5 protein-coding genes are annotated in these 14,891 nt (G+C 62.8%); 4 read left to right on the forward strand and 1 reads right to left on the reverse strand.

Annotation, left to right across the window (positions count from 1 at the left end; genetic code table 11):
• Window positions 1-112: 112 nt before the first annotated feature.
• A complete protein-coding gene (locus A4A58_RS11660) occupies window positions 113-11,641 on the forward strand; it encodes a filamentous haemagglutinin family protein (protein ID WP_081421829.1) in 11,529 nt (3,842 codons plus the stop codon).
• A 181-nt stretch (window positions 11,642-11,822) separates the two neighbouring features.
• Here the strand turns inward: A4A58_RS11660 and A4A58_RS30780 are convergent, their stop codons facing one another.
• Window positions 11,823-11,984, reverse strand: a complete 162-nt coding sequence (locus A4A58_RS30780) for a hypothetical protein (RefSeq protein WP_158005672.1) — start codon at window positions 11,982-11,984, stop codon at window positions 11,823-11,825.
• Between the two features lie 433 nt (window positions 11,985-12,417).
• Here A4A58_RS30780 and A4A58_RS11665 point away from each other — a divergent pair, with 433 nt between their 5' ends.
• From A4A58_RS11665 to A4A58_RS11675, 3 genes are read left to right on the forward strand one after another with little or no spacing between them, the layout of a single operon-like run.
• Window positions 12,418-13,251 carry an STN domain-containing protein gene (locus A4A58_RS11665; RefSeq protein WP_068732078.1) on the forward strand — a complete coding sequence of 278 codons (834 nt, stop codon included), beginning with the start codon at window positions 12,418-12,420 and terminating at the stop codon, window positions 13,249-13,251.
• Window positions 13,248-13,820, forward strand: a complete 573-nt coding sequence (locus A4A58_RS11670; RefSeq protein ID WP_068732080.1) for an RNA polymerase sigma factor — start codon at window positions 13,248-13,250, stop codon at window positions 13,818-13,820. The genes A4A58_RS11665 and A4A58_RS11670 overlap by 4 nt, the downstream gene beginning before the upstream one ends.
• A gap of 14 nt (window positions 13,821-13,834) precedes the next feature.
• Window positions 13,835-14,830: a FecR family protein gene (locus A4A58_RS11675; RefSeq protein WP_158005673.1), complete on the forward strand. Its 996-nt coding sequence runs from the start codon at window positions 13,835-13,837 to the stop codon at window positions 14,828-14,830.
• Window positions 14,831-14,891: the final 61 nt, after the last annotated feature.

Raw genomic sequence — 14,891 nt, forward strand, 5'->3', positions numbered from 1 at the left:
CGTGGCTCAACGGCTCCCGAGATTTCGTCTTGCAATTGAAAAGGACCTTCCGGGATGGCGGCTACTCCCCGCTGCCTGTCGAAGGTCTGTTGTTGCCCGAAGGAATTCTCCGATGAATCAGCGCGTTGCCGCTTCTATGGTCTTTGTACGCCGTCCGGGCCACCGCATAGCTCTCTTGGCCGGCGTCAGCGCGCTCGCATTGGCATGGAACGCACAGCAACCCCTTCATGCGCGGTCTCTCAATGGCGGCTCCACAACGCCGTCAGCGCCCAACATTGCGTCGGATGCAGCGGCCTATGCGGCGCAGCAGGCGGCTGCGATGGCACGGCAGACGCAGAACTCGCTGGCGCGAGCGGCGCGTACTATCCAGGACATGCAGGCGGTGCAGGCTGCCGCACGTGCGGCAGCAGCGACCCGGCAGACCTCGCTCGCAGCGCCGGTTGCAGTTCCCGACGGCCTGGGCGCCGGAGGATTGTTGCCGAATATGCCGACGGGCTGGAGCGGCGCGAATGCGCCGGCGCAGGGCGTTGATGGCGCAGGCCAGACCCAGGTCGGCATCCGGCAAACCTCGCAACAGGCGATCCTGAACTGGACGTCGTTCAATGTCGGCGCGCGCACGACCCTTACATTTGATCAGCAGGGCAACGCCAATTGGGTGGTGCTGAATCGTGTGAACGGCGCGACGGCACCGAGCCAGATCCTCGGCAATATCAAGGCCGACGGCCAGGTCTATGTGATCAACCAGAGCGGCATCATCTTTGGCGGCGCCAGTCAGGTGAATGTCGGGAGCCTGATTGCGTCGGCACTCGATATTCACGGCGGTGCGATCGAATATCAGGCTGGGGCTACCGAGCAGCAGAAGCTCGCTGCGCGCAACCAGCGCTTCATGGACGGCATCCTCGCCGCCAATCCGGCGTCCAATACCAATGTGCCGCTGACTTTCTTCGACGGCACCAACATGAACGCGACCGCCGATCGGGTCCGCCCGGGTGAGACGTTTGCCGCCTATGACGGCGTAACGGTGGAGGCAGGTGCGCGGATCGCCGTCGGTGGTTATGGCCAAGCCGTTCTGCTCGGCCATAATGTCGTCAATCGTGGCCGGATCGACGCGCCGGATGGTCAGGTGCTGATGGCGGCGGGTCGCGGCGTGCTGCTGCTCGATGGTACCAAGCGCAATGCGGTCAAGGACAGTGCTGGCGCAGACCTCGGCGGCGCGCCGATCCGCGGCTTTCTCGCCGGCGTCGACCGCGGCGGCCTAGTCGAGAATGCCGGCCTGATCGTCACAGAGCGCGGCAATATCACCCTCACGGGCAAAAACGTCGGCCAGAGCGGTGTGCTGATCTCAACCACGGCGGGAGAAACCGCTGGCTCGGTCCTGATCCAGGCCGAGTCGGGCATGAAGGGAACCAATCACACCCGGGATCTGACCGGAAAAGTCCTGAACCTTAGTGCCACCATGACCGACGGCATGTTCCCCTACGTCGATGGCGAGCGCGGCGCGGTCAATTTCGGCGAGGGCAGCTATACGGGGATCCTTCCCGACGTTAGCGGCGAGAAGGTCGTCGGCAACCCCTACAAGCCGTCGATCGTCGAGGTCTACGGCAACAGCATCGTCGTCCAGAAGGATGCAGCCTTGTACGTTCCAGCGGGCGATATCCGTTTCGTCGCCCGGCGGAAGAACGAAGCAAATTCCTCGAGCGTCGACGACAGCCGGATCTATCTCGCTGAAGGTGCTACCCTCGACGTGTCGGGTCTTCGCGATGTCGAGATCGCGATGGAGCAGAACGCTATCAAGGCCGAGCTGCGGGCCAATGAGCTCAGCGACAATCCGGTGATGCGCGACGGCAGTCTGCGCGGGACGACTGTCTATTTCGACGCCCGCTACGGCACCAAACTGACCGACGGGACGGGCGTCGCGAACTTCTCGGGCTATTACGATCTGATCGAACGCGACGTTTCCCAATTCATGACGATCGGCGGGAGAATCGTCATGACCGGCATGGAGATCATCGCCCGCCAGGGCTCCGTCATCGATCTGTCGGGTGGCAGCGTCCGCTATCTCGACGGTTATGTGCGAAGCACGCGCCTGATGACGGCGGGCGGCCAGTTGGTCCCCATCGAGCAGGCGCAGGCCGGCGCGGTTTATCTCGGTGTCGAGGGCTATTTCATCCGCAACCATGCCCGGTGGGGTATCGTCGAGCGATACAGGTCGATTTTCGACAGGACGGGATCTGTCTTCGAAAAGGGATATACCGAAGGCCGGTCGGCGGGGGCACTGCTGCTGAACAACGTGTTTCCGGCAAGCTGGACCGGTAGCGGCGGCAATGTTTCGAGCGATGCCATCCGGATTTTCGACGGCGAGGTCCGCGCCGACATCGTCGCCGGCGAACGCCAGCGCGATCCCTCGACCGGCGCGGGCGTGACCGATGTGACGCGCATCTGGCACGAGCGGCCAACTCTTGCGACCTTGAGCTTCGGCTCCAACTACATCTACACGACCATCTACGATGCCAATCCGATCGGCGGCAACATCGTGATCGGCGGTGATGGTTCGCGACTCGGCAAGGATTTCGGCGCCGGTACGGCGCTTGTCGATTACACGCACAATCTCGCGCCGCTCTACGGGGCGGTCGAGGCTTATCAGCACTTGCTGCCCTCGAACTGGTTTGACGGCTCGACATTCGGCAACGTCACGCTCGTTTCCGGTGGCGGCAAGAACGGTGTGCTGACGATCGGTGAGGGCAAGACCGTCGATGTCGGCGCGTTCGGCTCCTTCACCTTTATCGGGCGCCAGGCCGAGATCGATGGGACGATCAGCGCGGCAGGCGGCAAAGTGCACATTGAAGCATTGCGGTCGACAGCGGTGGCGGGCGGGCAGACGTCGACGAGTATTGCATGGGACCTGATCCCCGAAGCGGACCGCCCGAGCATTCATCTCGGAGAAACAGGCGTGATCGACGTCGCCGGTCGCTGGACCAGCGATCGCGCGGGCGGCGCTGGCGTGTTTCCGGTCGTGAACGGTGGAAAGGTCGAGCTGATCAGCCGCACCATCGTGCTGGACAAAGGATCGTTCATTGACGCCAGCGGTGGGGGACATCTATCGGCCAACGGCAAGATCAAAGTCGGCAATGGCGGCGCGATCCTGATCGATACGGCCACCCCCTATATCAACACCACGACGCCTGCAGGCCTTGCGACCGGGCGGCTCGTGATGAATGGCGACATCGTCGCCTACGCGCTGGGTAAAGGCGGCTCGCTCACCATCGACACGGGTGACGACGTCCTCATCGGCGGCGATCGGATATTCGAGGACGGCATTCTGCCGGCAAACACGCGGGCCGCCAGAGATTTTCTGCTCGTGTCGGATATCGTGATCCCGGCCGGATCCAACGTGCCGGTGGCTCATAATGTCACGCTCAATCGTTTGGCGGCGGGCCAAGTCGTTCCGGTCGCGGTGGACGTGCCCAACGAGGCCCTGTTCGTCGCAGCGGACTGGATCGTGCCGGACAGCTTTACCGAAGCATACGATGCCGATACCTTCGATTATTATGGTCCGGGCATGCGTGTCCCGGCGGGTACCACGCTGGTCGAGATCTGGGGCAGCTTTAACGCGGGTTACGTCATCCCGGCCAACGCATTTCCGCAAGGCGTGAAGATCAACCCGGTTGCGCTGACCGTACCGCCGGGGCCATGGTCGCAAGATGTCACGCTTCGGGCCGGCACCGTAATCCCGAAACGCGGGTTTTTGGAGCAGTCGGTCAATATCGTGCCACCCGTGACCGTGGCTCCGGACTTCTTCACCAAAGGCGGCTTTGCGAGCTACGCGCTGAGCGGCGCGCGTGGCATGACGGTAGCATCAGGCACGGTCATCGCGCCCAGCGTCGATACGATGGTGCTGGACAGCGGCATATTCCAGGCAGCGAACGGGGCACGGCTGTATGATCTGCTCCGCCAGCAGACCGGCGTTTCGCTGCGCAACTCGTCCGATCTGCCCGAGGGGCTGCGCGGGCCGATGGAGCTCACCCTCGGTACGGCTCCATTCTCGCCCAATGGAACAACGCGCCCGATCCGCGTCACCGGCGCACAGGCTGGCACCACCGTCCGCGTCACCAAGGCGCGACATCTGGGCAAGCTCGTCGTCGAGACCGGAGCCGAAATCCGCATGGATGCTGAGTCCACCGTGCGGCTCGACTCGCTGGTCGATGTGTTTGTCGACGGCACGATCGCCACGCCGGGAGGCACGATTCAGATCCAGCCGAATGGCGGCGAGTCCTACGTCGAAAACGGGAGTGTGCGTCTGGGCGCCAATGCCCGCCTGCTCGCGGGCGGCTATCAGAACATCGTTCCCGGTCTCTACGGCGAGAGCCGTTCGGTTGCGGCCGGCGGCCTGGTTCAGATCAACGTCCCGGCTGCGAGCGGCAGTGGCGTGGTGGTGGGTACGGTGCTGATCGACAGGGAGGCAGTGATCGACGTCTCGGGCGTCCGCGGTGTCGCCGATCTGGATCGGGGTGGTGCGCCCGTACTGAACTCTCGCGACCGGTACACGCCGGTCGAGGTCGATGGTGCGGCGGGCTCGATCGCGATCTACGCCAGGTATGGTGTAATCGCCGGTGATCTCCGTCTGTCTCCCGGCGGCGTCAGTGGCTATGGCGGCGCGCTGACGATCGGCACGGCGTACACCTATCCCCAGATCTCCGGCATCGTCATCGCGCAGACAGCGCCGGTCGGATTTGGTGAGGTGACGCAAAGCTCGCTGACATCCGGCTATTCGTCGCTGAGGGTCTCTGCCGACATCATCAATCGGTCCGGGGCAGACGATCTGTTCCTGCTGCCAGGCGAGACACCGAACAACCGCGGTATCGTTTTCGATGGCGACGTCACGCTCGCAACACGCCGCTCGATTACGCTCGCCAGCTACAATCTCAGCACCGGTGCCGGCGTATCGGCGAAGGCAGGCTTGGTGGAGCTGACGTCGTCCTACGTGAACCTCCAAGGATTCAGATTCAGCGATAACGCCGGGACGTCCGCTCCCGCGGGTACCGATGGACGATTGACCATTCGCGCCGATCTCATCGACATCAGCGGCGGCACCAAGATAGGCGGCTTTGGCAAGACCACGTTCATCGCGACAGGCGACATCCGCCTTGCGGGCAATGACGGCACGGCGGGCACGCTGACGACGGCCGGCTCCCTTCTGTTCGATGCGGCCCAGCTTTATATCGCGCCCGGCACCGCCCCTTACTCACAAGATTCCCGTGAGCTTCCGGAGTCCAATCCGGGCTTCCTGGTCAATGCTGGCGTTTCGATCGCGGTGAGATCGAACGGTCGCGCCGCGCCGGTGCCGCTGTCCTACGGTCAGCGGCTGACCCTGCGCGCGCCGGTGATCGACCAGGGCGGTGTCATCCGCGCGCCGCAGGGGCAGATCCGCCTCGAAGCGAGCCAGACACTGACGCTGCGGCCGGGCAGTCTGACCTCGGCCTCGCTTGAGGGCTTGACCGTTCCGTTCGGCTATCTCGACTCGGCCGGTCTGTTCGGAGGCTACCAATTGGCGGGCCGGGTCCCGACTAAGTCGGTCAAGCTCGCTGGCCCCGACGTGGATCTGCAGAACGGTGCCGTGGTCGATGTCTCCGGCGGCGGCGATCTCCTCGGCTGGTCATTCGTCGGCGGCATTGGCGGGACGGTGAACATCCTCGCCAACACCTCCGTTGCGCGCTACGCGATCCTGCCGAGCCTCGGCACGGCGCCGGCCCCGATCAGCAACAATGCGCCAGTCGCAGTCGGCAGCATCGGCGCGCCGTTGCAGGACAGCCGGCTGAAGGTTGGCGACACGGTCTACCTCCAAGGCGTTCCGGGTCTCGCGGCGGGCTATTATACACTGCTTCCCGCTCACTACGCGCTGCTCGATGGCGGCATGCTGGTTGAGCCTCTCGGCGGCGGCGCAGCCGCGGCCAACAGGACCGTGACACTGCCCGACGGTTCGGTGATCGCCAGCGGCTACCGGGCGACCCTGGGCGGCGCTATCCGCGACACCGGCTACAGCCAGTTCAAGGTGATGAACAGCACCACCTGGAAACAGTACAGCGAGTTCAAGACGGTTTCCTTCAACCAGTCCGCTCGTGAGCTGGCGATGGCCGCGGGGCTTTCGACGGTTCGCACCCCCATTGACGCTGGCACTATCGTCTTGGCCGCGACTCGCAGCCTGAATCTCGATGGTACGGGGCGCCTGGGCGCGGACAATGGCGGGTTTCTCGGCAATCTCGACGTGTCGGCGGCGAAGATCGCGCTCGTCAGCGGCGGCGCCGCGACGCCAGCCGGTGTGCTGCGTATTGATACGCAACAATTGAAGAACTTCGGTGCCGGCAGCGTGTTGATCGGCGGAACGCGCAGCTACGGCGCGACCGGGACCATCGTCACGGTCGGCGCGAGCGAGGTTACGGTCTATGAGAATGCGAAGTTCGCCGCTCCGGAGATCATCATCGCCGCATCTAGCCTGGTCGACGTTCGCGGCGGCGCTTCGCTGACAGCGGAGGGGCCGGCAACGGTCGATACCAATCCGCTTCTGATCAGCGGCAATGGCGCGCTGCTGCGGCTGTCCACCGGACCGCGTGTCGGAATTGTCCGCATCGACAGCAATGGCGCCGCCGGCGCGCTCTCCGTCTCCGACAATGCCGCGCTGCGGACCTCGGGGTCGATCTCGTTCGACGGCAGCAACGCCATCAACCTGTCGGCGCGAACGATCATCGAGGCGGCGCAACTCGATCTCGCCTCCGTCATCGTCAATCTCGGCGACGTGCCGGCGGGCACCACGGGTACAACCTTCACAGAGAGTATGCTGGAGCGCTTCGCAGCGGCATCCGACCTTTTGATCCGCGGCCATCAGTCGATCAATCTCTATGGCACGTTCCAGCTGGGCCGGCGCGGTGCGGACGGGATTCCGACGCTGAAGGCGCTGACCTTGGATACCGGGCTGCTGCAGGGCGTCGGCATATCCATGCGCCAGCCGAACATCACCGCAGCGGCCCTGACGTTCCGCAACAGCGGCGCGGCCGGGACCTATGCCGGCTCCGATACGGCAGCCGTCCTGAACCTCGACGTCGATCGCCTGCTGCTCGGACCGGGCAATGTCTCGCTCGGCGGCTTCTACGCACTTCAGGGTCGGGTCGGCGAATTGCGCACGTCCGGGACGGGCGTGTTCAGCGTCGTCAATGCCAGCACCGGCGGAGCGGGCTACGTCTCTCTCGACGTGGGTCGGGTCACCGCCGCAGCGGCTTCGGATTACGCGGTCACGGCGAGCGGCGGTTTGCAGCTCAACAAGGGCTCGTTCGCAGGCGATCCGGCGGAGGTGCCGTTCGGCGGCCGGCTGACACTGCAGGGGGCGAGCGTTTACGTCGGCACGCAGGCGCTGCTGCCGGCAGGCGTGATCGATATTCGTGCGACATCCGGCGATCTCGTCATCGGAAACACCGCGGTGCTCGACGTGTCCGGACAGGCGGTCGATTTCCGTGACGTAGTGCGGTTTGCACCCGGCGGCGGCATCAGGCTCGAAGCCTCAGGGCAGGTGTCGCTCCACAACGGTTCGCTGATCGACGTCTCGGGATCGGTTCGCGGCGGCGATGCAGGACGAATCGACATCGTCGCGGATACCGCGCAGATCGATGCGACGCTGCGCGCGAATGCGACAAGCGGCTATGTCGGCGGATCCTTCACGCTCAATGCCGATCGGCTTGCCGGCTCATTTTCCAGCCTCGCGGGGACGCTCGTCGCCGGCCGGTTCGACCGTGATATCGGTGTGCGACTACGCGCACAGGATATTTCACTGGATGCCGGGCAGCGGCTCGACGCGCACCGGGTGATGTTGCGTTCGGATAGCGGCTGGGTGGATATTCGCGGCACGATCGCCGCGGCGGGAGATTCGGTCATGGCCGATGGCGGCGATGTGCGCCTGATCGGCGCGGAGGGTGTCAGGCTGTATGCTGGTGCCCGGATCGAGGCACAGGCCGGGACGGTTTCGGCGGAGGGCTATGCGCCGGCGAGCGGCTATGTCGAGCTGGCCTCGACCGGAACACGCAGCGGTGTCGGTGACGAGAAAGGGATCGAGGTCGCCGGGGGCGCCGTGATCGACGTGTCAGGCGGCCGTGTCGGCGGCGGGCGGATCCTGATGCGGGCGAACTATGTGCCGGCCTCGGGCGAGGATGTTCGCGGCGTCTTCCGTATCGCCGCTGGCAACACGTCGACCTATGTCGGTGCGCAGGAGCAGGTGCTAGTCGGCGTCCAGAACTATGAGGTCGCGACGGTTGATGCGGCCCTGGTGAGCCAGGTGCTGGTCGACCTGCAATCGATGCCCGGCAATGCGATCGCGGGCTTCTCCTCGATGGGCGGCGCGCTGTTCCATAACAATGCTGGCGATCTGAACATTGCTGCCAATATCGATCTCGGCGGCGGCGGACTGAACCGGCCGAGCTGGATGGGCTTCGAGGCCCAGCAGGACATCTTGGTCAACGGCACGATCAGCGATGGTTTCGTTAGCGCCGCGAAAGGTGCAGCGCTCAAATCCACGACGCCATCGTTCAGCCTCAATTTCAACAGCGGCCACGACATCGTTGTCGGGGCCGGCCGGATCATCCGCACCGGCACCGGCGAGATCCGGGTGGAGGCTGGCCGCGATCTCAAGCTCACCGACACGGGTTCGGTGATCTATACCGCCGGGATGAAGACGTCGACCGCGGCGGGCTTCGTCGTCGGCAGCAAGCTCGGTGACTATCCAATCGCGGGTGGCGATATCGTGATCGACGCAGGCCGAGACATCCTTGCTCCGGTCGTCAAGCAGAGCACGGCGGCCTGGCTCTACCATTACGGCGAGGCCAACTGGACCGGCGATCCGACATCGTCGACGGTCAGAGACCAGACGAGCTGGTCGATCGTATTCGGCAACTTCGAATCCGGCGTCGGGGCGCTCGGCGGCGGTGATGTGCGGGTGCGCGCGGGACGCGACAGCAGGGATCTATCGGTCGCGATCCCGAGCACCGGCCATCTGGTGACGCCCACGACGCCGCAGGGCCAGGCCGGCCCGATCGCGCGCGCTGAAGACCTCATCGTCCGCGGTGGCGGCAACCTGGAGTTCACGACGGGACGCGATCTTCTCGGCGGCGTGTACATGCTGGGCCGCGGCCATGCCGAACTGAATGCCGGCAACCGCATCATCGCGAGCGGTGCGACCGGAGCCCAGCGAATCGGGAACTGGTCCAGTTCGCCCGTCTACACGACGAGCCCGGTCAATATGCTCATCGGGTTGATGGACGCGACCGCCAGCCTCAATGCGGTTGGCGATGTTACGATCGAAGGCATCTACGATCCCATGCTGATCGGCCAGGTGGCCGGTAATCTCAACGTGAATCGTGGATCGGGCTTCGTCAGCTACTCCGATCGCGCGGCGGTCGACGCGGTGTCGACCTCCGGCAAGGTCATCTACCAGAATACATCCTTGCGAGCAGCGGATCTGAGCCTAGGCGGCTCCTACGAGGTGCAACTGAGGATCAATCCCTTAAGCGATCTGAGACTGCCAGCGGTTCTGTCCAGAGCTGCTCTCCTGCCGTCGACGCTACGACTGGCCTCGCTTCAGTCCGATGTCTCAATCGCGTCCAAACTGCCGACGATATACGGCTACACCCCAACACTACTCGCCGCCAGCGCATCGGGAGCGCTGGAGCTGCTGGCTGGCAATGACATTCTGTTCCATCCGGCACAGCAGATCCGGATGGAGGATATCGCTCCGCAATATCGTCGCGGTCCGCTCGCGCCCTTTGGCACCGACAGAAATTCCGTCATCTTTGCCGGACTTGGAAACAATCTTCCGGTGCCGATCGGCGCAAGCAGCAATTGGGAGCGGGGCTTCGATCTTCTCCATGCCAACGACCCTGATCCCGTGCGGTTGTTCGCATTGAATGGCACGATCGGCACCATATCCTCCTGGAGTCTCACCGCACCGAAGCCGGTCGATATCTATGCCGGCAAGGACATCCTCTACGGATCGATCATCGCGCAGAACAACAATCCATCGCAGGTATCGAGCGTCATTGCGGGCAGGGACATCGTCCGCCCGCAGATCGCGTTCCTCGGCCGGGGCGCCCTGTGGGTCGAAGCCGGCCGCGACCTGGCCTTTAATGCCAGCGATACCATCGGGTTGCGTGGTAGCATCATGAGCACGGGCAATGTCGCGGTCGCCGGATTCGGCGAAGTCCGCGCTGGTATCGATATCGACATTCCCAATCTGGCGCTTCCGGACAAAGGCGGCGACATCAACATCATCGCCGGTACGGCCGGCGGTGCTGATTATGCCGGCTTCGCCGCTGTCTATCTCGACCCGCGCAATGCTTCCGATCCCGCATTTCCGCTGTCCTATCCAGGCAATGCGAGCAAGGTGGTGCGGACCTATGAAAAGGAGCTGGCCAACTTCCTGGCGGGGCTCGGTTACGGCGGTCGGTCGGCCGGCGAACAGCGGGTGCTGTTCGCCTCGCTGCCCAAGCTCGCCCAGCAGGCCTTCCTGCAAAAGGTGCTGTTCACCGAGATGAAGGAGACCGGAATCGACTACAACACCGCCGACAGCCTCCGCTTCAAGCAGTACACCCGCGGCTATTCGGCGATCGAAAGGTTGTTCCCGTCCTCGCCCGAGGCGGTGAGCGGCGGGTGGGGCGACGTGATGTTGCGCGGCGGCGTCGTGCAGACCCAGTCTGACGGCAATATCAGCATCATGGCGCCTTATGGCAAAGTCACTGCCGGCTATGACAGCGAGATCGCCAAGAATTTCGGATTAGGCGGCGTCGTCAGCCGTCGCGGCGGTGACGTTCGCATCATGGCCGACGGCAGCATCGATCTTTACGTCTCCCGCGTGTTTACTCTGCAGGGCGGCGATCTGACGATGTGGACCTCGAACGGCAATATCAGCGCCGGCGCCGGTGCCAAGACATCGGTCTTCAACGTTCCGCTGAAGTTCAGGATGGATAATGACGCGCGTATCTCTATCGATGCGTTCGGCCTCTCGACCGGCGCCGGCATCGGTGTGCTCGATGCAAACAGAACATCCGATGCCAGTTCCGATACGGTGCCGCCGCCCTGGGCGCTCGGCGACACGCGCTCCGAGTATCCAGGCAAGGAGCAGCGCAAGAAAAGCCGGATGGATCTGCTGGCTTTCAGGGGGGAGATCAATGCCGGCGATGCCGGCATACGGGTGGTGGGTGACCTGAACCTCGCGGCGCTTCGCATCGTCAACGCGGCCAATATCACGGTATCCGGAACGGCCACGGGGATTCCGACGGTTCAGGCACCGAATATCGGCGGCCTGACGGAAGCCTCCAACATGGCCGGCTCCGCCGCGCAGGTGACAACCCTGCCAGCCCAATCGCGTGCGGGCGAACAACCTTCGGTGATCATCGTCGAGGTGCTCGGTTACGGCGGAGGCGGTGAGGGGGACGAGAAAAAGCCAGACGAGCGATCCAATCGCGGGCAACAAGATAGCCAGAACTATGATCCGACCAATCCGGTGAGAATCCTCGGCAATGGTCCCATGACGGCACAGGAGTCTCGCATGATAACCAACCAGGAGCGGAAGGATCTCGACGAGCAAGCGGAGGCGCGGAGAATGTGATAGCCGCAATCGGCATCAGCGGAGTGGAGCGCACCGCCGAACGCACGGTCTCGTTCTTGCTTTTATCGATCGCCGTCTGCACTTGCTCAAGTACGTTGGCGGCCTCGGCGTCCAGCCAAAGTCTATGGGGGCGGCGTGAAGATTGGCAGCCCCGATGCTTTGTCGAGCAGAGGGGATGCCTTTATTGACTATGCTGGACAGGAAGTCCCAGCTGCGTTGCTCTAGCGATACGCTCGCTGCTACGTAAATCACGCTCCTCGCGTTCGAATTTCGCCATCTCTTCTTGCGCGATCTGCGTGAAGTGCTCGCGCGACGATGCGGCGACCTTCGTCCTTGGAGTCATGGTTTACTCCTGCTCACTGACCTAAATGCTTACTACCGACACTAGAACCATGTTAGCCAGTCAACAATAAAAGTGACAGATTTATGATGTGAGAATTGTGCCACTTACGCCAGAGGCTTTCGATAGGCGTGTCACATATTTGCTCGAAACACTTGCTTGCCCGAAACGCTTGATGATGCCGGCAATCGAAATTGCTGGCTGGGATGAAAGGCCGATCTGTCCGAACGCCTCTGCCTCATCTGCGAGCCGAGTGCTTCGAAGTCCTCGGCATCTGCCCCGACCGCAGACAAGACGAATGGTGCTGCTCTTGGCCTCGGCTGGAAGCTCTCCGTACGACCGATGAGAGTTTTGAGAATAACATCACCTTAGCGCGAAATCAGGCGTGCTGGCTCGTGTCACGATACTTTCGTGTATTTGATCGTATGTTGCGCGCATGTTTGTGTATCGTGGTCAGCGCCAACCCGAGGCGGTGCTTTTGCACCGTGTCGATCTGGAGAAGCGTCGGAAGACTGGGCGTATTGAATCGGCACACAAAGATGGGCTCGCTCCGATCGTGCCGATGCGACTGTCACATGTTGCTATTCGCACGGCCTTGATCGGCCTGCTGATTGGCCCGGCCATCGCTGGCGAGGGCCTTCCAGACCGTCCTCGTGCGCCGATCTGGTTTGATATTCCGTCGCAGCAGCTCGCAGATGCATTGGTTGCCTTCAGCGCCAAGACTGGACTTGAGATATTTTATGATGGTGCGCTGTCGGTGGGGCGCCGATCGACGGCGGTGGCAGGCGAATTTTCGCCTATCGATGGCTTGCGGATTTTGTTGCGCGGGACGAGCTATGTTGCCCAGGCCACCGAAGACGCAGGCGGCGTCACAATTTCGGTTGTGCAGAACAGACCTTCAGAGGCCATGCGACGTTATGAGTCCTACTTTGCCCTCCTTCAAGCTAATCTGAGCGCAGCCTTGTGTGAGCTTGAAGACCGCACAGCTGGCGAAGGCCGGATTGTCGTAAATCTCTGGCTTGAGTCATCCGGCGTGATTTCGCGGACGGATATTCTCGGTCTGATCGAGTATCCAGATCGCCGCAATGCCATTTCAGCGGCCCTGGATGGGCTACAGATCAAGCAGACGACGCCCGCCGGCCTGCCGCAGCCGGTCACCATGGCAATCTTTCCTGCCGCCGCAGGCGAGACGACGGGGTGCGCAGATACGAGCCGCCTTCCGACCAAGAAGTCCGTCCGTGACCGTGATACCAACGAAAAGATGCGATGACCGACGTTAGCGCCAAGTTGCTGCGCCAGACATTTCTTCTGGACTATGGCGACCTGAAGACGCGTCTTGCGCGACGTTTGGGATCTTCCGAACTCGCAAGCGAAGCCCTTCAGGACGTCTGGCTGCGCCTGGAAGATGTCAAACTGGCTGAGCCCGTCCAGCAGCCTCGTCCGTATATTTTCCGCATCGCATACAATATTGCGCTCAAGCGTTTGCGCAGCCAGCGTAATATGGTGACGCTTGACGATGCCGAGGCCGCGATCGGTCTGATCGACGACAGACCCAACGCCGAGCATGTTGCGACCGCAAGATCTGATCTTGAGCGGCTGCAGCGCGCTGTGAAGGAGTTGACACCTCGTCGCCGTGAGATACTGCTGGCTTCACGACTGGATGGTACGCCGCTGCACGTCCTGGCCGAACGCTTTGCAGTTCCACAGCGTCTGATCGAACGCGAGCTTCAGCGCGCCGTCCTTCATTGTGCCGAGCGCCTCGATCGCAAGGTTGTTCAGCGCTTCGGGCCGCGTAAAAAAGATACTTCGCCACTTGAACCTTCAGAGACGAACGAATGACGTTCGTTGAGACAATGACATCGAACCCAGATAGCGCCGCACACGATCAGCCGGATAATTGCGCCTCGATCGATCAGGAAGCTTACGCCTGGGTGATGCGGTTTGCGTCCGGACAGGCAAGCGAGACCGATATCGGCGCCCTTCAACGATGGTCTAGGCAAGATCCCGCTCATGCGGAGGCTTTCAGGCGGATCAGCCAGACCTGGAAGGGGCTCGGCGAGTTACGGCTGAACGAACGTGGCGCTCCCCGTCCGTTGGCTGCTCCAGTAGCAAGGCGGATGGGCCGACGTGCATTTCTCGGCGGCGCGGTCGCCGCATCGGCGGCTGGCGCTGCCGTTCTGGTGGCGCGTCCTCCACTTGGGCTCTGGCCCTCACTGTCCGAGCTTGCCGCCGACTACAGGACCGCGACTGGCGAGCAACGCCAGGTCGTCCTGGCAGACAATACGTCTATCGACATGAATACGCAGACCAGCATCGCTATTCGGTCTTCGGAGGACGGGGGCAGCGGCATCGACCTGATCTCGGGCGAGGCAGTGTTTTCCGCGCCGGCGCAGTCGTCGGGCCAATTTGCCGTGCATGCGGCCAATGGGCGTATCGTTGCGAACGATGCCCGCTTCAACGTGCGATATCAGGACAACGGGGTATGCGTGACCTGTCTGAAGGGTGAAGTCCGGATCGAGCAGGGATCCGCAATGCTGTCACTTTCGCCCCAGCGCCAGGCGGTCTATTCCGACCGCGGCATCAGTTCGGTTATGGTCGCCGACCCGGCCCACGTAACTGCCTGGCAGGAAGGCGTTGTGATCTTTCAATTGACGCCTGTCAGCGAGGTTGTCACCGAAGTCAACCGGTATCGGTCAGGCAAGATCATCCTGACCAATCAGCAACTTGGCCGCCGGCTATTCAATGCGCGGCTGCGTATCGCCAATATCGATCTCGTCGTCTCACGGATTGAGCAGGTGTTTGGCGCACGTGCCACCACCTTGCCGGGCGGCATTACTCTGCTTGGTTAGTGTGCCGTTGGCCTTTGTCTGGCCATTCGTAAATTTTCTTTAACCCGTCTGTCGGTCCCGG

Origin of the sequence: Tardiphaga robiniae, from assembly GCF_001618955.1 — a bacterium.
Lineage (GTDB): Bacteria > Pseudomonadota > Alphaproteobacteria > Rhizobiales > Xanthobacteraceae > Tardiphaga > Tardiphaga robiniae_A.

Bases quoted from the DNA above. Each gene is read 5' to 3' on its own strand.
- A4A58_RS11675 (WP_158005673.1), top strand. From the start codon at position 13,835: ATGACATCGAACCCAGATAGCGCCGCACACGATCAGCCGGATAATTGC.
- A4A58_RS30780 (WP_158005672.1), bottom strand. From the start codon at position 11,984: ATGACTCCAAGGACGAAGGTCGCCGCATCGTCGCGCGAGCACTTCACG.
- A4A58_RS11670 (WP_068732080.1), top strand. From the start codon at position 13,248: ATGACCGACGTTAGCGCCAAGTTGCTGCGCCAGACATTTCTTCTGGAC.
- A4A58_RS11665 (WP_068732078.1), top strand. From the start codon at position 12,418: ATGTTTGTGTATCGTGGTCAGCGCCAACCCGAGGCGGTGCTTTTGCAC.
- A4A58_RS11660 (WP_081421829.1), top strand. From the start codon at position 113: ATGAATCAGCGCGTTGCCGCTTCTATGGTCTTTGTACGCCGTCCGGGC.